The 21,282-nt window shown below is 56.9% G+C and carries 18 protein-coding genes and 2 pseudogenes; 8 read left to right on the top strand and 12 right to left on the bottom strand.

Annotated elements, in window-relative coordinates; genetic code table 11:
* Positions 1–55: 55 nt before the first annotated feature.
* The 3 genes and pseudogenes from KFO72_RS01250 to KFO72_RS42200 all read right to left on the bottom strand — a co-directional run.
* Positions 56–1,651, bottom strand: a pseudogene (locus KFO72_RS01250) (helix-turn-helix domain-containing protein); the annotation flags it as partial.
* Positions 1,648–1,971, bottom strand: a complete 324-nt coding sequence (locus tag KFO72_RS42205; RefSeq protein WP_318248382.1) for a hypothetical protein — start codon at positions 1,969–1,971, stop codon at positions 1,648–1,650. The pseudogene KFO72_RS01250 and the gene KFO72_RS42205, both read right to left, overlap by 4 nt.
* Positions 1,968–2,285 carry a hypothetical protein gene (locus KFO72_RS42200; RefSeq protein ID WP_318248381.1) on the bottom strand — a complete coding sequence of 106 codons (318 nt, stop codon included), beginning with the start codon at positions 2,283–2,285 and terminating at the stop codon, positions 1,968–1,970. Before KFO72_RS42200 ends, KFO72_RS42205 begins: the two co-directional genes overlap by 4 nt.
* Positions 2,286–2,537: 252 nt before the next feature.
* Between KFO72_RS42200 and KFO72_RS01240 the strand changes: the two genes are divergently transcribed.
* The 3 genes and pseudogenes from KFO72_RS01240 to KFO72_RS01230 all read left to right on the top strand — a co-directional run bounded on the left by KFO72_RS01240 (position 2,538) and on the right by KFO72_RS01230 (position 3,939).
* On the top strand, positions 2,538–3,032 hold the full coding sequence (locus KFO72_RS01240) for a hypothetical protein (RefSeq protein ID WP_225031216.1): 495 nt from the start codon (positions 2,538–2,540) through the stop codon (positions 3,030–3,032).
* 314 nt (positions 3,033–3,346) lie between these two features.
* Positions 3,347–3,537, top strand: a pseudogene (locus tag KFO72_RS01235) (tyrosine-type recombinase/integrase); the annotation flags it as partial.
* A gap of 132 nt (positions 3,538–3,669) precedes the next feature.
* Positions 3,670–3,939 carry a DUF1488 family protein gene (locus KFO72_RS01230; protein WP_225031215.1) on the top strand — a complete coding sequence of 90 codons (270 nt, stop codon included), beginning with the start codon at positions 3,670–3,672 and terminating at the stop codon, positions 3,937–3,939.
* A 115-nt stretch (positions 3,940–4,054) separates the two neighbouring features.
* Here the strand turns inward: KFO72_RS01230 and KFO72_RS01225 are convergent, their stop codons facing one another.
* Both KFO72_RS01225 and KFO72_RS01220 read right to left on the bottom strand, forming a co-directional pair.
* Positions 4,055–4,351 carry an HU family DNA-binding protein gene (locus KFO72_RS01225; protein WP_225031214.1) on the bottom strand — a complete coding sequence of 99 codons (297 nt, stop codon included), beginning with the start codon at positions 4,349–4,351 and terminating at the stop codon, positions 4,055–4,057.
* Between the two features lie 471 nt (positions 4,352–4,822).
* Complete coding sequence (locus KFO72_RS01220; protein ID WP_225031213.1) at positions 4,823–5,725, bottom strand: LysR family transcriptional regulator; 903 nt, start codon at positions 5,723–5,725, stop codon at positions 4,823–4,825.
* Positions 5,726–6,062: 337 nt separating this feature from the next.
* Here KFO72_RS01220 and KFO72_RS01215 point away from each other — a divergent pair, with 337 nt between their 5' ends.
* The 3 genes from KFO72_RS01215 to KFO72_RS01205 all read left to right on the top strand — a co-directional run bounded on the left by KFO72_RS01215 (position 6,063) and on the right by KFO72_RS01205 (position 10,862).
* On the top strand, positions 6,063–7,268 hold the full coding sequence (locus KFO72_RS01215) for an alpha/beta hydrolase family protein (protein ID WP_225031212.1): 1,206 nt from the start codon (positions 6,063–6,065) through the stop codon (positions 7,266–7,268).
* A 535-nt stretch (positions 7,269–7,803) separates the two neighbouring features.
* The gene (locus tag KFO72_RS01210; RefSeq protein WP_225031211.1) at positions 7,804–9,969 is read left to right on the top strand and encodes an FUSC family protein; all 2,166 of its coding nucleotides are present in this window, start codon (positions 7,804–7,806) and stop codon (positions 9,967–9,969) included.
* Positions 9,970–10,421: 452 nt separating this feature from the next.
* A complete protein-coding gene (locus tag KFO72_RS01205; RefSeq protein ID WP_225031210.1) occupies positions 10,422–10,862 on the top strand; it encodes a DUF3331 domain-containing protein in 441 nt (146 codons plus the stop codon).
* Between the two features lie 264 nt (positions 10,863–11,126).
* Here KFO72_RS01205 and KFO72_RS01200 read toward each other — a convergent pair whose 3' ends face one another.
* Positions 11,127–11,672 carry a TetR/AcrR family transcriptional regulator gene (locus tag KFO72_RS01200; RefSeq protein ID WP_225031209.1) on the bottom strand — a complete coding sequence of 182 codons (546 nt, stop codon included), beginning with the start codon at positions 11,670–11,672 and terminating at the stop codon, positions 11,127–11,129.
* Between the two features lie 86 nt (positions 11,673–11,758).
* Between KFO72_RS01200 and KFO72_RS01195 the strand changes: the two genes are divergently transcribed.
* The gene (locus tag KFO72_RS01195; protein ID WP_225031208.1) at positions 11,759–12,781 is read left to right on the top strand and encodes an NADP-dependent oxidoreductase; all 1,023 of its coding nucleotides are present in this window, start codon (positions 11,759–11,761) and stop codon (positions 12,779–12,781) included.
* Between the two features lie 54 nt (positions 12,782–12,835).
* Entirely contained in the window at positions 12,836–13,195 is a 360-nt protein-coding gene (locus KFO72_RS01190; RefSeq protein WP_225031207.1) for a nuclear transport factor 2 family protein, read from the top strand.
* A gap of 433 nt (positions 13,196–13,628) precedes the next feature.
* Here KFO72_RS01190 and KFO72_RS01185 read toward each other — a convergent pair whose 3' ends face one another.
* From KFO72_RS01185 to KFO72_RS01160, 6 genes are all read right to left on the bottom strand, one after another.
* Positions 13,629–14,930, bottom strand: a complete 1,302-nt coding sequence (locus KFO72_RS01185) for an Nramp family divalent metal transporter (protein WP_225031206.1) — start codon at positions 14,928–14,930, stop codon at positions 13,629–13,631.
* Between the two features lie 254 nt (positions 14,931–15,184).
* On the bottom strand, positions 15,185–16,291 hold the full coding sequence (locus KFO72_RS01180; protein WP_225031205.1) for a porin: 1,107 nt from the start codon (positions 16,289–16,291) through the stop codon (positions 15,185–15,187).
* 687 nt (positions 16,292–16,978) lie between these two features.
* Positions 16,979–17,791: an IS5 family transposase gene (locus tag KFO72_RS01175; RefSeq protein ID WP_225031189.1), complete on the bottom strand. Its 813-nt coding sequence runs from the start codon at positions 17,789–17,791 to the stop codon at positions 16,979–16,981.
* Between the two features lie 234 nt (positions 17,792–18,025).
* Positions 18,026–19,312, bottom strand: coding sequence for an MFS transporter (locus KFO72_RS01170; RefSeq protein ID WP_225031204.1), 1,287 nt, complete (start codon positions 19,310–19,312; stop codon positions 18,026–18,028).
* A gap of 93 nt (positions 19,313–19,405) precedes the next feature.
* Positions 19,406–20,338, bottom strand: coding sequence for a 3-keto-5-aminohexanoate cleavage protein (locus tag KFO72_RS01165; protein ID WP_225031203.1), 933 nt, complete (start codon positions 20,336–20,338; stop codon positions 19,406–19,408).
* Between the two features lie 119 nt (positions 20,339–20,457).
* Positions 20,458–21,246 (bottom strand): SDR family NAD(P)-dependent oxidoreductase, encoded by a 789-nt coding sequence (locus KFO72_RS01160; protein ID WP_225031202.1) that lies wholly within the window; start codon positions 21,244–21,246, stop codon positions 20,458–20,460.
* Positions 21,247–21,282 lie beyond the last annotated feature (36 nt).

Genomic DNA, 21,282 nt, shown 5'->3' with positions numbered 1-21,282 from the left:
ACCATGCCTCACTTACGCGCGTAACGTCGAGAACGGCCTACGCGAGCCGCTTACGGAATGCCCGCACGCTACGCAGATCGCTTGCGTTCATATAGACGAGGACTTCCTTGCCGATCAGATGCGTGCTCCTTGCCAGCACGCTATTCGTGTAGCGTGCGGTGTACAGGTTGATATGCGGGCGCACGCCCTGGTCCAGGTAGCCACAAACCCGACACCGCCGGGAGGACTGCATCAGGCACAACGAGCGCCGATGGTAATGCGCGAGCCACGTCACCAGCGTCTGCTTGCCCCGTACGAAGTACTCCATCGCTTCAAGCGGAGTGACGTTTTGCAGACCGCTGTGTGGCGTCCCGTTGTAGTTCGCAATGGCGTATTCGATCAGGTCTTCGAGTTCGTCTATCGACACATCGAGGCGCAGGTTACCCTTGGGACTTGCCAGCGCTCGCCGCAGGTCCCATGGATTCGAACCTGTGTAACCAGGCAGGCGCGCCGAGAGCCGGCTCGCAATTGTCCCGAAGAACCGCTCGACATATGGCCGTTCATCCGGGCTGTATTTCTGCCCCGCATCGGCAAGGCAGCCGACGAACTTGCATAGCGCGCTCAACGTCTCGTTGGCCAGGTTCGCCCTTGCGTTGTCCAGGCGGATGCACTCCCACGTCGCGTAGGCCAGTTCGGGAAGCCGCTGCGACGGAAATCCGTCATCCGGACCGTACGCGAGCCCCGGAATCGAAAACGTGCGTGCGCGATGGGGTTCCCGGGCGTTCTCGATCGTCCTGATCACGTCGTAGCGGCTATATTCGCTGGCGAGGACAAGGTGAAAGCCGAGGACCGCGCGCGTACATACGTCGATAATGACCAGCAGCCAGACGCGCTCCATCTCGAATTCGTGCACAAAGCCAAGCGGATCACGCACGACCAGTTTGAGCCGGATGTCGAGGCGGTGACCGTCAAATTCGACCGCCTGATAGGGGCGTGTCACCGCGAGCGCCCGTGCATCATGGTCCCGGAGTGGCAAGCCCTTCAGGTGCGAAGCGCCCGCGGCCCGCGCCGCGTTGCCAAAGCTGCGCAACAGTTCGTCCTTCAGGTGCCGCGAAAGCGAGCGGATCCCATGTTCACACGTGTTGAACGGATAATCTGTTGCGCCGAGCCCGACCGCCCGACATTGGCGCAGGAAGTTATCATGCAGCGCCGCCAGACCGCGAAGTCGCGTTCGCAAGATCCCGTCCGAATTCACCTCTTCGAGCCACACCTTGCGTTGCCTGATCTGCTGGTGTAGCCAGTCCGACAACAAAGGCCGGCGTTCCAGAAGCTGCGAGAGCGCACCCGCTGCACCGCCGGGCTCAATGTCGTCGGGAACGGCCCGCGTGCGAACGTAGTCTGCAGAGCGCGCATAGCGGACAAGCGCACGGAAGCCGAAGGGGCGCCCGTCCGGATGCATCGACCCGGCACGTTCGAGCCAGCGGTACAACTGGCGACGGTCAATTCCTGTCGAGCGCTCAATCTGTTTGACGGGTTCGCCTTGCACATACGCCATCACCGCCTGTACGCGCTTCTCGAACATGTGCCGCGCCGACTTCTCAAACTGCGTGTAAGCAACCGTAGGCCACGTGCTCACATCGATTGCCTGAAGCTGCGCTCGACGGCGGCTCATGATATTGCCTCCGAGACGACAAACGTCGTGAACAGCGACAGCGGCCGGGTATGGAGCTCCAGCGCGCTAACCCTTCCCTCGCGCAACAGATTGAACAGACTCGCACGCACCAGCACGGGGTCCCCCGTCGAGAGTTGCCGCTCGATGTCGGCCAGCCGCTGGGGCCGACTAAGCAGCCTCAAGATCGATTCGCACAGGGAGCCCGAAAGGAATCTTCGGTTGGCAACCAGGCACGGAAGCATGCTGCGCCAGTTGTCGATCCACGCACGCGAGGCCATCAGCTCGGCCGGCTCGGCTTGCCGGATGGACACCTCCCTCATATCGAGAACGCCGCCCGCTTTGACATTGCGTCATCCTCGGTCATCACATCATTGAGGATAACTAACTCCTGCCGGTCGGCATAACGGACCCAGAAGTCTGCGAGGAGTTTCTGTCTGTCGATCATGACAAACCCCGGTCTTTCGCAAAACGCCTCTACCGACGGACTCGCCTCGAGAAGCACCCATTGCTGGAGCGCGACATGTCGATAGAGCGTTACCCGTCTTGTCAGCTTCAGGCTGTACGCCTCGAAACGATGCGCGCCGCGGGGACGGGCAAGCACAATCGGCTGAAGAATTGGCAGAGAATTTCCCATAAGATCAGTGCCTTAGGGACGGGATTCGAAGTTTAGGATGCCAGGTGACAATTTTCATTCGGACTTATGCGAATTGACACAATGCCTTCGCATCGGACTGCGAAGAAATGTGTCAACACGCCCGACGCGTCGTCCCGTCGCGCTGGACAATGAAGGCAACGGACCAGTGACACTTTTCCTTCGATCTACGCCCGGTGAAAAGGAAAACGCCCGCCGCTTTTCCGGAGGCGATGAGCGGACGCGCTTCCGGTAATGGCCGTGCGCGGCAACTCGTCGCTATTTCGCGTCGCTGAACGGGCGGTGGTGACGCTGTACGATGGCGGCGTGTTATCGCCGGCGGTCCTGCAGTGTGTGCTGGAAGCGTTTATCGGCGCGAAGATGCAGTGGGACACCGACGTCGAGATCCGGGCCGTCGACGGTCGTACGATGCACGACATCGTTATGACGACGCCCATGCCTGGAGATGCGCCGGAACATGCGGCGAGTGAATTCGCGCGGATCATCGCGCATTTGAGGACGGGCGAAGCTGTCCGCCATGCCCCCTCCGACGCCCCCATGCCGACGAACAATCAGGACGCCGGACACGACCACGATGAACCATCCGGAGAAGACGCAGCCCTGATCGATCGGCTTGGCGCTGCGCGCGGTCCGAAGCGCAAACACACACCATCCGCGAACAGACGCACATCGAAGCCCTCCCCGGGCTTCAATCCACTGGTTAATGCGCGGCTACCGGGCAAACGTTGAGACGCGCTCGCTGACAAGAGCGATCTGCCCGTTCCAGTACCGCTGGGAGGTGAGAATCGCAGCGTTGACGCGACTGGCAGTCGTCGCGGGCCATTTCGCGCGTATCGAACGGTTGAAGGAAAAGCTGCCGGCAGTTGAATTTCACGCCATGGTCGCCTGGTGCAGCCGCTTCCGCGGCATCAGCCGATAGTCACGTCGGCGCAGGTATCCGGACGACGAAGCACGGGCCGAGCGGCGTCGCGCAAATCGCCGTCAACAACGCTCTCGACGCGTGCCTCGCGCGGTTTGCCGACAAACCGGCCGCTTGGGTGCAACTCCTCGAGCAAGCCTCGGCCCACTGGCGGCGGCACAGCGCCGGCTCGCATATGGCTGACCGGCAGGTCGATCTGCGGCGCGAACGAGACAACTTCGGGCATGCCTCACTGACGACGACCAGCATTTACCTGCAGTCGACGACGATCGCCGTCATCGGGACACCGACGAACAGCATCGCATCGACTGGTAAAGTGAGCGCTGGCGCGCCGTCGCCCGGCATGGAGGGAGGACACGGCTGCAGCATGGCAGCCGGGTATCAATCGTGCATCAGCCAGTCCCGGCCCCTCCCCCAAGACCTGTCAGAACGCAGCCACGTCAGACCATGGAAACCATCGAACTCGAACCGCAGATCCTCGCGAACCGTCGCGGCGTGGCCTTTTCTGTTGTGCACCGGGGCATCACCGTCGAGTGCGTGATCACCCTCGCCGCGCTCGAAGCCTGCTTCTGGCTGGAGCCACGCGCGGGCGATGCGCGGATCCTGAAACGGTTCAAGGACGGCTATCGCCGCATCCGCGCCATCGCCGAACGAAGGTTGCTCGCGCATCCAGCGACGAGGCTTGAACTTACCTTGGACGACTTCGTCCGTCCGTAAAGCAGCCCTTCGCGCGAACGGGACACACCGCAGCCTTTCACCGTTCCCGGCTCCCGTCGCCCTGACGGCGCGCGTGCACGCGCACCGCCCAACACTAGCGCTGGTTGGCGACGTCTTACGCGCCATTGACCGCGTCCTTGAATGCCTTCCCCGCGGTGAACTTGACTGTTTTTGCTGCGGGGATCGTGATGGTTTCACCCGTCGACGGATTGCGGCCCGTACGCTCCGCCCGCGCGCCCGTGGAGAACGAGCCGAAGCCCACGAGCTGCACCGTCTCACCGCGCGTGACGGCAGCCGTCATGGTCTCGAGGATGGCATCAATCGCTTCGCCCGTTTTGGACTTGCTTTCGCCCGCGCTGGTGGCGATGGCGTCAATGAGTTCCTGTCTGTTCATGTGAGAAGCTTTCTCCATTTGAGGATCCCGCGCATTGCGGGACGAGCGGTCACCCTAACGGACAGACGCGGCCGGTGCAACCTTCCCCTGGTCACGTCAACCATGCCCTTTGCTTCGGCCGCGTCCGGTCGACCGCATTGCCTGAAGACGCGGTTGATGGCGAAGCTGGTGAATAAGAGATAGGCGGCAGCCGGTTAGTTGCATCTATCTTCGTGACGCGGGTTGGGGCGATCGTCCTTTCTGTGCAAAATCTCGCGCTTTGATCCTAAAACCCCTTCTTATCAACGACTTGGGAAATCATAATTTTCTCGGCGATTGTCGACACGCAGCGCCTTGCTCACGCGGCTCTGCGCGATGCTACCGCCAGATTTTGCACAAAAAGCACGACTACCCCAAAGTCGACAGCCTACTCCGAGGCACACGGAGAATGGTCCCGCTGCAGCACAATTGGCGACGCGATCGACGAAAGTAGGCAATCCGCTACTGCCTTCACAAGAGCCGCTTCAACGATGCGGCGAGAAAATCCGCGACCCGTCGAATGCGGGCACTGCTGCGCACTTCTTCATGCATAACCAGCCAGACCGGCATGGGGGGTACGAGATCGAAGTCCAGCCTCTCCAGCGTCTCCTCCCGCTCTCCCAGCATGACTTGCGCGAAACCCAGACCCGCACCCGCCATGAGTAAGCCCCAACCGACCATCTGATCATCGCATCGAATCGGGAACGCTTCGCGGGCGACCGAATGGCCCGCGGCCGCATAGAGCTTGAGGATGACCTCGCTGCGGTCGAATCCGATCACGTCGTGCGTGATCAGTTCGTTCATCGTGGTCGGGCGCCCACGCCGCGCAATGTAGCTTTGCGCGCCATACAGGCCGACCGGTGCCTCCCCGAGCTTGCGGGCAATCAGCGCGTCCTGGGTCGGATCAGCCATGCGGATAGCGATGTCCGCGTCGCGCCGTAGCAGGTTCTGATTGAGGTCTGAGGGAATTAGCTCGATCTGGATGTCCGGCTCCGCAATCCTGAGCTCTGCGAGGATACGCGGCAACCACATGTTCGCGACCATTACGGAACTCGTGAGCCGCACAGTGCCCGACAGCGTGGTCGATTGCCCTAAAGCCTTAAGTGTGATCGCATCGGCGGCGGCGGCCATTGCGCGGGCATCGTCGACGAGGCGAAGCGCAGCCTCGGTCGGATCGAGTCCACGTGCTCCGCGAACAAACAGCGGCGTGCCCAATATCGATTCGAGTTCGCGAATCTGTCTGCTGAGCGTCGGTTGTGTGGCCGAAACGCGGTGAGACGCGGCCGAAAGCGACCCGGTCTCCACCACGGCCAGGAATGCTCGTAACAGCGACCACTGAAGCGAACGTCCGGCGCTCACATCACGCTTGGCCATCACCCACTCCGCAAACGGGCTCCATCGTACTCGATGGCAGCTCTGGTTACTGGATCCAGCAAGCTATGCATTCTCGCATACCTGCCATGCACGGTTGCATCGTGCAGAAATGAGAAGCTGTACCTAAAGTAGTGACAGACGACTTGCGGTCTTATGCACGTCGCATTTGTACTTCTTTTTGGTATCGCGTGATCACCAGCGTCTAATCGCCGACACCGGGCGGCCGCCGCACATCTGCACGGCAGGGCGTAGATCGCGCTCGAAGTAACTGGCGTCGCAGCTGCGCACGCGCGCTGCGCTCTGCGGGTCATATCCAGCAAATTGGGAAGAAAAAACCATGAAGGTCGCATTCAAGGACGATCACTTTGCCTTTGAATTCGTGCGGAACCTCGGCTTTATGTACTATGGCGGCGCCGATCTCGGCGAAATGATTGCGACCGCGGGTCAGATCGCAGAGGGCGATTTCGAGAGCTGGTTCGCCGGGTGGGATCAGCGCGCAAAGCGTGTACTTGCGCGCGCAGAAGCCGACCTTGACGCCGGGCACCGGGTGAGCGCCCGCGGTGGATTCCTGCGCGCCTCGACCTACTTTCGCATGGCGGAGTTTTACCTCCACGGCGATCCGCTTGACCCTCGCATCCTCTCCGCTTCACAAGCATCTCAAAAGGCCTATACCATGGGCGCCGCTTTAACTGGACCGACGTGGGAGCCCGTATCGATTCCTTACGAGGAGACGACCCTGCCGGGCTACTTCTACAAGCCCGATACGTCGGACACGCCACGCCCGACGATCATCTTCCACGGCGGCTTTGACTCAAGCGTCGAGGAGCTTTTCTACTATGGCGGCGCACCTGCCGTCTTGCGCGGCTATAACTGTCTGACCTTTGATGGACCAGGTCAGGGCGCACCGATGCGCGAGCAGAACCTTCCCTTCCGCCCAGACTGGGAAAAGGTCGTGAGCCCCGCCGTCGACTATGCACTGACGCGGCCAGACGTCGACGGCGACAAACTGGTGCTCATTGGCATGAGCTTGGGCGGCTACTTCGCCGCGCGCGCCGCAGCGTTCGAGCATCGTCTCCGCGGCGCCGTGTTTTTCGATGGCGTCTACGACTTCCACGAGAGCTTGCGGAGCCTTCTGCCGAAGGAGGCGCTTGCTGCCTATGGTGACAGTAATTTCGCGCAATGCGAGGAGATCGTGTCCGAGAAAATGGTCACGAACACTGCGCTTCGCTGGGTTGTTACGCAAGGCACGTGGTCGTTGCGCGCTTCAGGAGTCGCAGACCTTATCGATCGCAGCAAGGCATACTCGCTGGCCGGCATTGTGGACCAAATCAGCTGCCCGTGCCTAGTCATGGAAGCGGAGGGCGATATCTTCTTCGTTGGCCAACCCAAGCGCGTATTCGACGAGTTGCGAGTCCCTAAAAAATTTGCCGCGTTTACTGCCGAAGATGGGGCCGAAAACCACTGCCAGTCTGGCGCGCTCGCATACAAAGACGAAGTTGTCTTCAACTGGATCGCGGAGACACTGGGCCGCGAGCCGCTCTGAGGCACAGCGCGCAACGCCATCGGTAGATTCCATGCGGTCAACGCTGTGCTGAAAAACGCAGCCGGCCACAAAAAGCATCGGCGTCCATGGAACGGTCGCTCCTTGGGTATCTAAATGCGGGCTCGTTCGTCGCTGCAGTGGACCTGCGTCAGCGGTTCGCCGAAGAAAAGCTCAAAGGAGGCCGGCGGAGCAACATCGTGAGCTTGTCCCGCCCTCGGAACAAACTCACGAAACGAATCAGCAAAGGATACGTTTCTTCACGACTCAGCGCCGCATCTGCCCTGCGCTACCACGGCTCTCCAAAGACGTCCTGAAGATGCGGTATCTGAAAGTTGGAAGAGGATCACGACGTGCAGTCGGTTCGTTGAACGCGGGATGCGCTGAAAGCAGCATCGTTTAGAACGTTTGCAACTGTTCACTAGCGTTTGATCGGCCAGTCGCCGGGCCAATGACGCAAGCAATAACTTGTGCTAGTTAGCGGTAATCCGAACTGCTTTTTAACGAGCCTGAATCACAACCCGCCTCGGACCTCGCGATGGAACGAAACACTGGTGTTACGCCAAGGCTGCGTTGGCGCGCCGAAATCAGTCAATACCTGTCGGACGACTATCCACGTATTGGGCATGGGATAAAGGTGGCCTTCGCGGCTACGCTGTCGATGGGCCTGTGTATGTTGCTCCAGCTACGCGAACCGAGCACAGCAATGGTGTCTTGCGTCATCGTCATGTTGTACCAGCAGAGCGGCATGATAATCGGGCGCGGATTCTACCGCTGCGTGGGCGAACTATGCGGGAGCATTGCGGGGCTTGTGCTGGTGTCGTTTTTCTCCCAGCAGCCCTGGATGTACCTGCTGGTCCTTGCAACGTGGATCGGAGCATGCACTTTTGGCTCATCATATCTTCGAAATTTCCAGTCGTATGGGCTTGTGCTGGCCGGCTACGCGACCGCGGTGACCTCCTTGCCGAGCCTGACTAACCCGTATGACGCGTTCGACTATTTTGTATATACGATAAGTGAGGTCGTGATCGGCGTGACGATTGCAAGTCTAGCTAGCGCACTGGTTTTTCCTAGACGCGTGGTTCCGGAACTCTATGCTGCGAGCGCCGAAAACATAAGCAATCTCTTTTCTGCCGTACACAGTTTCTTGTGCGATCCGGAACCGCAGGCAGACCTGGGGAACGTTTTGAAGCTACTCCGTGAGCGAGCGAACGTCCAGAACCTGCGCACCGGCGCAGTCTTTGAGGATCCGAAAGTGCGCCTGCAGAAACGCGTGTTTCTGCGACTGGATACGAGCTACATAAACGCTCTGGTCTCGGCGCATTCTCTGCATCAGATAAAAATGAAAATCACGGTTGAAGCGGGATCGCGCGCCACATTAGCGGCAGCCTACTTGATCGAGTCCTTTTTGGCGATATTTCCGGACCGCCTGTCGTCTGGCACGTCGGCGGAGTGCCAACTTGAGATAGTGGCGGATCAGCTCGGGCAGTTTGAGTGTTCCATCGCAGGCCAAGTAAAAACCTTGCTGGATACAATCTGGGATGAGCCTCCATCTGATTGTGCTCACATTGAAATGCTAGGGGCAGCAATGCAAGATCTCGTCGTCCGTTTGCACCGGGTGTGTCGTGACTTCGTCGAAGCGCGCCGGTCGGATGATCAAACCTGGCGATGGTCTCTCTTGCATTCCATCGTTCATGTCGACAGCACGCGGGCAGCGACGATTCGTCTAGCTTCGTTGATCGATGGCGTCCGGGCAGCGGCAGCGATACTCACCGTCGGCGCGCTGTGGCTAGCATCCGGCTGGGAAAATGGATCGAACTCGCTTGTCTCTGTATCGATGTTCAGCTCGCTCTATGCCATTGCCCCAAATCCCGCCGCGGCGACGTGGCAGATGTTCTGCGGTGTTCTTGGCGGCGTAATTGCAGGATTTTTCTGCAGCTTTGTTGTACTTCCCCAATCAGACAATTTCTCCTTGCTAGCATTGTGCATGGGGATCCCTATCATGGTCGGCTGTTATGTCAACACATTCCCAAAGACTTCCGTACTAGGTATGGGATTCGCTGTCTTCTTCTGTTTAACGGTCGACATCACCAACCCTGTCACCTACAATCCCGTCCAATTTCTAGACACCTCGTTCGGGCTTCTGGCCGGCGTGGCGGCGGCTGCGGTGGCATTTTCGATTGTGGTGCCGCACGCAGGGCGGTTGGTTTCGGCACATTATTTCAGGCAGCTCCACGCGTTAATCACGCATTCTACCTATCACCCGGGTACATCTCGTCTTGCAATAAGCTTCGAATCGCGGATGCGCGCCGTTATCATGCGTATCGCAATCGAACCCGCGCGACAGCATGCAAACGAAATGCAACTTATCGCTGCGGCATTCGCGGCATTACAGATCGGTCGGACGGTGATCCATGTTCGTCAAGGCGCTGAGCATGCGGGCGATCAGCTTCCTGGAGATTGGGAAATGATCCAGCACGAATGGCTTGATGCTATTTCCGACATGTTCTCAATCACCAGCCCAGAGGCAAAGGAACGCGCAATTTTTGCTACACGTCGTGCAAAACATGCTCTGTTGCTGCTGAAGCGCTCAGATTCTCCGTCATCCTCCTTTATCGCAAGCAGAATGTTTTTTCTTTTTGACTTTGCGGAAGTGATTCTTAGAGACCAGTCCCTTCGTCCGTGGCAAGGCGCTAAACGCTGACAACCCGGCATGAAACGAACTGCCCCAGGAACCGATACACACCCGCATTGCTCGGTTTGTGCGATTTCTTGAGCTCGAGCGAGAGAAAGCACAATAGATTGCTAGTTTCGTAGTGAAGTACTCCCGGTTCGAAATCGTCAGCCTGCGGACCCAGGTGGATTTCCAAGGTATTGGCAGCGCTTCGTCGCGTTTTATCGAAAGAAAGCTGAAGCAGAAAAGATTACGTTGCACTTTCCGGTCAACAACGCTTAACTTGCAGTATGGCCGCCGAAACGTTCAGTCTTGGTCACGGCGCGTTTAATCTCATGATCGGTTTTGCGTATCGCTGCGCGCCATGCGGGCATATCGTTGATCTGCGTTGCGAGCCACACCGCACAACACTGTTGACGTCAGCAGCAGAACCTCGGCCGCGACGGAGCGTGCTGCCACGCCAAACTCTATAACGGAGGTGAATGATGACTCGTCTGGTTGAAGAAGATATCGTCACACGCGCACTGCTAGCCGTCTTGGTGCCAACGCCGATTGAATCGATCAAGAAAGCACAATACGATCCCAAGAAGAAATTCCGCAAGACGAAGGGGCCGCGACCAGAAGCATTCGAGCCCGTTGCTGTCGAGTCGCCGCCGGCGCACGTTTGCATTCTCGAACAACTGTCTTCGAAGACGCTTAGCGTGTGCTGGAGCGATCCACGCTCAGGCCATTACGCTGATCAAGTATGGCGATTCGGTCTTGCACGAATGGATTCGTTCTGTGTGCTGACGGGTATGCCGATCCGTCGCGGCGACGCGGTGTTCCGTCCGAGAGCCTGCGAGAGCCATTTTCCAGCTAACTGCGACAGGATGATCCTGGCATCGGCCGTGCCCTCTGGTTCCCCCATGATCAAGTTCGACTAGGACCGTGCACAGGTTCTGTGTGCACGCACTGTACAACCTGAACGGACCTTAAGCGCAAAGTGCCGTAAAGTCTCGGCATTCTATATATGTGGGTGCTGCGCGACGTTGACCGGCGCGTATGTTTGCCCGGGCAACATTCGTTGCAGGTGCGGCGTTAAGCCTGCTCTCCTGGCACACATGTCAAGGCTTTTGCGTGCCTTTGTCATACGCATGACTTAAGATCAGGCAATCCGTTTCCAAACGGCTCGCGGCACAGCACCCAGTTCAATTAGTCAGGATGGCGCTGGCGATGACCTTGAAAATTCGGTCTGCACGAGACGCATGCGACGACTGCTCGCGCAGCCAGGAGAGGGCCGCGATGATATCGAAGAGTTCTGCACCGTCTAAATCGGCGCGCGCCTTCCCCTCTTTCTGCGCTCGAGCCAGAAGCGAGGCGCCCGCACTGCGCAAAGCAACACATGAGGCATGGAGCGCCGAGTCTGGTTCCTCAATCGCACCCACCATCGCTGCGATGATGCCGCGGTGGTCATGGGTGAAGGCAATGACTTCTTTCAGCCAAGCGACTAACGCTTTATCGGAGGCGCTGGATGCTTCAAGACTTTTGGCTCGCTCAGCTAGCGCTTCAAAGCTCGAACGCAACAGTGCCTCGAGGAAAGCCTCACGTGTCGGGAAGTGGCGATAGAGCGTGCCGAGGCCCACTTTGGCTCGCCGAGCAATATCTCGCAACGAGGCGTCCGCTCCCTGCTCGGAAAATACCTCACGAGCGATCGTTAGTAGGTGTTCATAGTTTTTTTTGGCATCCGCGCGCATACGAGTCCTTGACAAACGGAACAGCGCTCCATATATTTGGAGCGCTGTTCCGAAACGATACCCGAATTTGGCTTAAGGAGAAAGCGATGTTGCCCAAAATGATGAAGGCGGTTCAACAACATGAATTCGGTGGCCCGGAGGTCTTGCGCTACGAAAATGCACCGATGCCAGTGCTAAAAGCAGGCGAAGTTCTTGTGCAAGTACATGCGGTAGGTATTAACCCACCGGATTGGTATCTTCGAGAGGGATACAAGATGTTGCCGCCCGAATGGCAGCCACAGGTGACGTTCCCGCTAGTCCTTGGAACGGATATTTCGGGAGTCGTTAAGGCGGTCGCCGAGGACGTCAAAGGTTTCTGCATCGGCGACGAGGTGTTTGCGATGGTGAGATTTCCTTCCGGTCTCGCCGGGGGCAGTCGAGGCTACGCCCAGTATGTTAGCGTGCCCGTGTCCGAGATAGCGGTCAAACCAGAAGGCATCAACCATGTTCATGCTGCGAGTACGCCAATGTCACTGCTCACCGCATGGCAGTTCCTTGTCGATCTTGGTCACGACGAACCTAATCCGCTGCAGGCGAATCGGCATGCGCCGGTTGCGCTTGATGGAAAGACCGTACTCGTGAACGGGGCGGCGGGCGGCGTTGGTCATTTCGCGGTACAGGTCGCAAAATTAAAGGGCGCGCGAGTGATCGCGGTCGCCTCAGGTAAGCACGAGACCCTGCTGCGCGAGCTCGGTGCAGACGGGATCATCGACTACACCAAGACCAAACCCGAAGATCTCGTACGTGACGTGGATCTCGTCGTTGATGCGGTTGGTGGGCCGACCACAGGGCGTTTCCTACGAACGATCAAGCGTGGCGGTGCCTTGTTCCCTATTTTTCCGCTTGGATTTTTGGAAACCGAAGAGGCGAACAAGGTAGGCGTTACAGTCTCAGCAACTCAAGTTCGCTCGAACGGCATGCAGCTCGCGGAACTGGGCCGCTTACTCAATTCAGGCGTAATCCGTCCCGTGATCGACAGCACTTATCCTCTTGCCGATGCCGGTAAAGCACATGAACGCGCAACTCGCGGGCACATCCAAGGCAAGCTCGTCCTGGAAGTGCTTCGATGAAAATCGGAATTGGCGGATTTCCAGTAGCTATCTGCTGATCCGGACGCAGACAAAATGAAAATGACTTCTATTAAGAGCGCCATCGAAGATCTGATCTACAACCCGAAGCTGACCACGACGGAAGCAATCGAACGACACTTCGACCCTAGTTTCCGTCAACGAGTCAACGGGGAATGGATCGAACATTCCGTGTTTCAGGCTCGCATGGATCATCTTCGCAGTAGCGTCGAGCGGGTCACCATCACGGTATTCGACGAACTTGTCGCTGGTAACCGCTATGCGGAGCGGCACTTGATTGAGCTCTGCATGCGCGGTGGAGTACATCTGCTTCAAGAGGTGTACCTGTTCGCGGAACTGAGCCAAGATGGCCGCTTTCGTCAAATTGACGAGATGACACTGACCCTTACGATATAGGCAGGGAGCTGCGGTCGAACGGACTAGATTTTTCATCGCTCGTGCATACCTGAAGATAAACGGTGGCTGGGGGAATCACGTCTTGGCTTGATTGGTTAATCGGTTGAACGCATGAACCTTCGTCAACACGGATATTGTGCTTCGCTTACTTTGCAGCTGACTCGAACTAAAGAAATGTCTCGTGCAAACTTCAGAAAATGCACGAAAGAGGCGGATGCCCCAGCGTGTTAGGGCTATAGGAGAGAGGCCAGATATCAGAGTAGGATTGTGCGCGGCATTATCGGACTAATGGGGGTGAAACTGCCGGCTTCAGAAATCACCCATCCAACTACGATTCATCCAGATTTGCAGATCGATCGCACGGTGGTTGAAGCACATTCCGATTTCTTCATATATAGCAGTTCCGGCGATCACTCGTGAAGGCCGACGCTGTTCAAAGTCCCGAGATCGTCACCCCAAAGGTCTCCAGCAACAGCGCGGCATTGAGTGCGAGGATAACGACTGTTCCTGCCACTGCACCGCCGACAACCCATCTGCGATTAACGAACCGGCCCATTATATCGAGGCGGGACGTCAGAACCACTAGTGCGATCATGGGTACGGGCAGCGAAAAACTTAGTACAGCCTGGCTGTAAACCAGCGCGTCGGTCGTATTAAAACCCAGTGCGACTACGATGAACGACGGGACCGCAGTCACTAGCCGGCGAACCCAGACTGGCATTTGGAAATCGGTGAACCCTTGCATAATCATCTGGCCTGCCATCGTTCCGACCACGGAACTCGATATCCCGGAAGCCAGCAGCGAAACGAGAAAAATGCCGGCTGCGGCCGCACCAAGCAACGGCGTCATGCCGTGATAGGCCGTTTCGATTTCCGCGACGTCGGGGTGTCCCGCATGGAACGCACCGGACGCCATAATTACCATTGCCATATTGACGAGCCCCGCGACGGTCAGGGCGATCAAAATTTCGATACGTGAGAACCGGACGAGTTTTGCGCGCTCTGCATCATTGTTGGCCAACGCGCGATGCTGTGCTAACCCGGAATGTAGATAAATCGCATGTGGCATGACGGTCGCTCCCAGAATGCCAACCGCAACCGACAAGGCACCAGGCCCCTCCAGTCGAGGCATGAAGATTCCCTTCGCCGCGGAGGCCCAGGCAACATGAACAATCAGAAGTTCGAACACGTAAGACAATACGACGACAGCCAGGAGGCCCCCGATGATCAACTCAAGAGGCCGAAAGCCTTGGCGCTCGCCAGTAAGAATTGCATACGTCACGACACCGGTGATTACCATGCCAAGCAGCAAGGGTATGTGAAACAGCAGCGACAAACCGATGGCTCCGCCGAGAAACTCCGCGAGATCTGTCGCCATTGCGGCCAACTCGCTGATACCCCACATCCCGTAGACAACCGGCCGCGGAAAGTGCTCGCGACACAACTGCGCAAGATTGCGGCTGGTTACAATGCCGAGTTTGGCCGATAAGGCCTGAAACAGCATGGCAATGAAATTCGCAGCGAACACGACCCACAGCAACGAATAGCCGTACTTTGCCCCGGCTTGTATATTGGTCGCATAGTTACCGGGATCCATGTACGCGATCGACGTCACAACCGCCGGACCGGCAAACAATAATTTTGACGTCCAACGGTGGTCACGGCCCGCAAGTACTTCCATGATTCCGAGCGACGTGCGTTCCGTTTTCGCAATTTTTCCTTCCGCTGCATTCATCCCAGTCCTCACGTTCAATACAGCCACTCCGTTACCACATGCTGCAGCAGCGGAGGCCCCTGGTGGGACGCTTCTGCGTGGACATCAAAAGGTTCAGTCGATAGAGCGTCTTTCTAGCGCGCCGGTTCTCCGATGTCGTCAAGACTCGCCACCGACACCAATCGCGCGCACCCCGTTGTCAGATGCGAGGTAGCTTCCAAGCTCACTTAGCTGTTATCACACAGCGTCGGCGCGCGTATGTGGAGTAAATTGCATCAAAAAAACTTCCTTATTCCGGCGATGATCGAGAGCTGGTTGTGGCCCATGAGAGCTGGCGAAAGCATTGGACTGGCAAACCCGCAGGATCCCAAAACGCCCTGCGGTTTATTGTTCACAAATCCCACGCCTGTGTAGAGCGCGGTGCTTTTGGAAAGGCTGTAGTTCGCCTCTAGCTTATACAGGTCACTGCTTGCCTGCCCATTTTGGAGATCCTTAAGATATATCCAGTCTGTCACGACAGAAACAAACGAGGTGATTTGCCACCTCGCTGACGTGTAAAAAAAATCTTGGTTGGCGCCTGTTGTAGGATTCCGGATATTTGTGAAATCAAAGCCCAACTGTACGGGTCCAGTTGCATACAGCAGACCTAAGGTGAATGCACGCAACCATGAATTGCTCGTCACCCCACCCGGATCTGACGCGCTATAATAGCCCGAGATGAGTGAAATAGTGCCGTTGGTCCAGTTCAAATTAGCGGACCAAGTCGATTTGTTCTTCAGACTTCCTGCTGTCCCGCCAAAGGAATACAGAGCCCCCCCACTGAATCCGTATGTATTGTCCGGAATTGTATATTTGATTGAATTGTTCACCCAGGTATACAACAGTCCGCCATTTACGAGGCTGTACGTACCGGTGGTTTTTCCTGCAAGACCTAGCGCAGGGCTCACATTTGAGGAGTTCTGATAGAGGATGGTGGATAGCGATCCAAAGTTAAGATAACCCGAAGCGTCCGCCGCGACTAATGCATCCCGAAGCGGTGAATATACGCGACCGCCCGTAATCGTTCCATAGGGACTGATAATCCCGATCGATGCACCTCGGTCAAACAACGAATTGGTGTCGTTGGTAAAGGGGAGACCAAAATTGCCGACTCCAGTTGCAGCATTGAACCCGCTCTCTAGGCGAAAAGTAGCCTTCATTCCATTCCCCAGCTCTTCGTAGCCTACTAGTCCCCATCGGCTTGTCTGCTCATTGCTGGACGATAGACTGACCGCACTTGCGGACTTACCGGTTTCAGGATTCGCACCATCCGATGTCCTGTAGTTCAGGCCCACGTCGATCAAACCATAGAAGGTCAAGCTTGATTGGGCCTTAACGCTCATCGGAATTGCAGCCGAAAGTTCGACGAGCAAGGTTGCGTATGATCTAAGATCAAAGCGAGAGCATGCAGATTTCCGGCGCCTAAAATCCGAGGTTCGGCGGTCACCAACACATCGATGCTGAAACGATTTCGTGATCCTTCTAGACGGTAATCCTCCGAAATATTCCACCGCAGTCTCCAATTTCAATATATAGGATGTCTATGTATTTTAAATACTATTTTTATGCTTTCCATCAACGCTTTCTTGCCTCTCAGGGTTACGAAATCACACCCTTCAGAGATTCATCGACATTCAATGACTTCGATAGGCTGATCGCTCTGTATTTCGAACGCTTCATTTCCATGTCTGTTGACTTGAGCAGTCTGGCGTATGCCGTACCCGGTTCTGACCATGAGCGAATCAACGAGTCGCTCTGTAAGCTGAAAGGCGTTGCATCAACGGCTTAGAGATGCAGACTTGATCCTCAGGCTGTAGAGGCAAGTCGCACCAGGTATGCGATGATAACAACAGTGCCGCTACAAAAGATTGCCAGTCCGAGCGCCTTGCGCGCGATCGTTATGGTGTTTCCGGGGAATGTCACTTTGATCCTCCGAGGTTCTATTTTCCTCGCGACTAAATAATTGATTGATAGTATTAAGGCTACCAAATGATCGAAATATACCGATTGGTCATGTTTTTTAGACCGTGTTATGAACTTTGAAGTACTGGCACTGCATGCACGAGCATAAGCATCGCGAAGACTACGAAATGAAGTCCGGCAAGAGTTTCAGGTAAGCGCTCATAGTCTCGCGTGAGGCGGCCAAAGCGGTTGAGCCAGCCAAAGCTGCGCTCGACCACCCATCGCCTGGGCAGCAGCACAAAACCTTTCTTTGCCTCCCGCAGTTTGATGACCTGCAGATCGATGCCTTCATTGCTGGCGGCCCGTGCAGCGTCTTCACCTGTGTATCCTTGATCCGCGAAGGCTACCTTGACCGTTTCTCCCGTGATTTCCTGCACCTGTCGCGCGAGCTCTGCCACCTGCGCGCGCTCCTGCTCGTTGGCGGGCGTTACGTGCACCGCGAGCAAATGCCCCAGCGTGTCGACTGCAATATGGACCTTGCTGCCACGCTTGCGCTTGTACCCGTCATAGCCCGCGCGCGGACCGCTTTCGCAGGTGGACTGCATTGTCCGGCCATCCAGAATCACGGCGCTGGGCTGGCCCCGCCGTCCTTGCGCTACACGGATGATCGAGCGCAAATCGCAGACCATGTTCTCAAAGCAGCCTGCCTGCAGCCATCGCTGGGTCTGCTGGTACACCAGTTCCCACGGAGGAAAGTTGTTGGGCATCATTCTCCATGGCGCACCAGCACGCACGATCCAGCGCAACGCGTTAAACACTTCTCGCAGTTCGTACTTGCGCTGCGCTGCCGCTTCATCCATCAGCGTCAGATACGGCGCCGCGAAGCTCCACTCTTCGTCGGATACGTCTGTCGGATAGGGTTTGCGTTTTTCTCTTGTCATCCCTCCAGGGTACCAGGTTCTACAAAGAATTCCTAACAAGGTCTAGCTCACGAAAACCGAACCGGTACAAAGCCGCTATAGACAAAGCTGCACTCGTGTATATAAACCACTCCGGTCGCGTCATGTTTAATTTCGTATAACTTATTGATGTTTATTCGATTATGTCGTAGAAACAAATTTCTAGAATGATTTATGTGACAATCGAAACTTGAACTGATCGTGGAATTTTTCCAGTCAAGCACCTTGACCAGAGTTCAGGCGATCGTGGGATGCTGTTATTGAACCAACCGATTCCCGAAGATCTGGAAGAAAAAGTGTTGATAGGGCGGCCAGGAAAAAGCCGAGACCACAAAGAGCGATGGCGATCGAAAGTGACCAGGCGTTTCCAACGCTGCCGAAAAAGAACGGTGAAAATGCTGAGATTCCTCGACCGACATTAAAGCAGAATCCGCTTCCTAGGCTCCGCACGTCCGTAGGAAATAGACGCGGGAAATAGGCGCCGAATAATCCGGGGAAGGCAAAGAAAAGGGCCATGAGGGGACCTAGCCAGAACAAAAGTATCGGATCTCGTACGGAGGCATAGACCGGTAACATGACCCCGGCACCGACCAGTGACAGCAATAACGCCTTACGGGAACCAAAATGATCAGCGACGTAGCCGAATAACTGGTATCCGGCAAACATGCCGATGTTCAGGACGAAAATGTACCAGGCCATCATCGAACCGCTCAGCATCCGCTCCTTCACGAGATAGGTAGGAAGCCACGTGTTAGCTCCCCAATAAGCGGTAAAGCCAGCGGCGGACGTCAACGTGCCTATGATTGTCTGTGCCTTGAGTTCTCCCCGGAATATCGTCGCGAGAAGAGACCGCTGTGAACGCGTGGTTGATTTGGCCGCAACCGGTCTTCTTGCCAGCCACTCGCCTGACTCCGGCACATATAGCCAGATATACGGGATCAGAAGGACCGAGCTTCCCCCCAAAAGGAACACGAAGTGCCATCCGTGAGTTTTCAGGAAGCCTGTCACTATAAGCGCGGCTGCCATGACGCCGATGGGCCAGGCGCTCAGAACAAAGGTAACGGCCCGGCCGCGGGTTTTCGCTGGCCAAGCTTCGGAGATTAGAGTTGACACGACTCCCCATACACCACCGAGGCCGAGGCCGGCCAAGAAGCGGAGGACTAAAACATCCGTCCAACTCCGGGAAAAATAGATGGCGAAGGTGAATAGGCCAAAAGTTGCGACACTTGTGACGAGAGCTATTTTTCGCCCCTTTCTGTCGGAAAGAATTCCGATCAGAACACCACTGAATCCCACGCCGATCATTCCCGCCGTTCCGAGGAGGCCAGCAACCTCAAGGGAGATGCCAAACTCCTTCATGATGAAAGGAATAGTGAAAGCGAGAATCATGAAATCTATCGCATCAAAGCCATAGCTAAAAAATGACGCAATAAGCGTGTGCCACTTCCGGGCCGTATCTGGGCTTGTGCCCACCGTGCTCAATTGATCGCAATTGCCTTCCATGCTGTGTCTCCGACGTTGTTGTTCGTCATTTATTGTTCAAACAAATTTAGGCAGCCTCCCCTCTCTTTATCTTTGACGCCGCCATCGTCCGCATTATCCGAACGCCACCTCGTCGGCGCCCTTGAGTTGAAGGAGCGCGCGCGCCTCGGCAGGAGTCGCGACCTCAAGGCCCAGCCCTTCGATGATCTGGCGAACACGGCGCACTTGCTCGGCGTTCGAGGTGGCGAGTTGACCTGGTCCCAACCAGAGACTGTCCTCGAGACCTACGCGCACGTGCCCCCCCATTGCCGCGGCCATTGCCGCAATCGGCAGCTGATAGCGACCGGCGCCCAGCACGGACCATTGATAGTTGTCACCAAACAGGCGGTCCGCGGTGCGCCGCATGTGCGTCACGTCATCGGGATGGCCACCGATCCCGCCCTGCAAGCCAAACACCGTCTGGATAAAGAGCGGTGCTCGTACCAGTCCACGATCGAGGAAATATTTGAGGTTATAAAGATGCGCGGTGTCGTAGCACTCGAACTCGAAGCGGGTGCCATTCTCGGCGCAAGTTGCAAGGATGTACTCGATATCGGCGAAGCTGTTGCGAAAAATGATGCCCCGGTCCGACAGATACTCACGCTCCCATTGATGCCGTAGTTCTTTGAAGCGCTCCAGCATGCCAAACAGGCCGAAGTTGATGCTACCCATGTTAAGGCTGGCTAGTTCGGGGCGATGGATGGCAGCGGGACGCACACGCTCATCCACCGCCATGGTCGGCGCTCCACCAGTGGTAATGTTCACCACGCAATCGCTACGCTCCTTGATCGCCTTCAGAAATGGAGCGAAACCTTCCGGAGTCTGATCCGGGCGGCCGTCAATGGGATTGCGTGCGTGCAGATGCACGACGGCGGCCCCAGCCTCTGCCGCAGCAATCGCGGAATCCGCGATCTGCTCGGCCGTTACTGGCAAGTACGGAGACATGCTCGGTGTGTGGATCGCGCCGGTCACAGCGCAACTGATGATTATCCTTTTCTTCTCGGCCATAATTCAGCACCTTCTTGATAACTAGTAATACAAACAATGTCGGCTTCCCGCCCGCGTTCAATTGCGCCAGTGTGTTGAGCCCTGACAGCTACCGAGCGGAGCTTGTCAGGGCGAGGCACTCACTGAGCTGTCGCACCACCGTCAATACGCAGGCTTGTTCCGGTCACCAAGCCTGCAGCCGGAGAAGAAAGATAGACCACTGCCTCGGCAACGTCCTCCGGCTGAGCGACGCGTCCCATGGGAATTGTCGCCAACGCGAACGCACGATAGGCGGGGTCCTCGAAGAACGGCGCTGTCATTGGCGTCTCGACGATTGTCGGTGCCACTGCGTTGACGCGGATACCTGCGGGAGCAAGCTCAATCGCCATCGCCTTGGTGAGTCCTTCGATTGCGTGCTTCGTCATGCAGTAGACGGCTCGCTTGGGTCCACCGACATGGCCCATCTGCGATGAAACGTGCACGATACTGCCGCCGCGTCCAAGTTCGAGCATGCGGAGCGCCGCCGCTTGTGAGACAAGAAACGCCGAACGAACGTTGAGATTCAGCAGATGATCTAGCGTTGCGGTATCAACATCTGGCAGCGGTTGGAGCTTGTTCGTACCGGCATTGTTGACAAGACCATCGATACGCGGCAACGAGCGGATACGCGCGGGAAAGTCCTCTGCTGCAACGTCGGCGGCCATGGCGCGGATACGGCCGTTCGGCTCGGCTTCAGCCAGCGCCGCGAGGTCGGTCTCGGTGCGCGAAACAGCGATGACTTCTGCCCCCGCGGAAGCACAGGCGAGCGCGCACGCCCGCCCAATCCCCCGCCCCGCACCGGTCACGAGAATGGTCAACCCACTCAGCGGTTCAGCCCGGTTCAGCCCAGATGCTTGTGCCAGACCCGCGATGATTTCCGAATTCGACATATCTGCTCTTCCTTCAACTCAAGATTTACTAACGCG

This window comes from Paraburkholderia sp. XV (assembly GCF_020177535.1).
In the GTDB taxonomy this organism is placed as follows: Bacteria; Pseudomonadota; Gammaproteobacteria; order Burkholderiales; family Burkholderiaceae; genus Paraburkholderia; species Paraburkholderia caribensis.
Note: the sequence above shows the minus strand (reverse complement) of the source record. Positions and strands in the feature narration are given on the sequence as shown.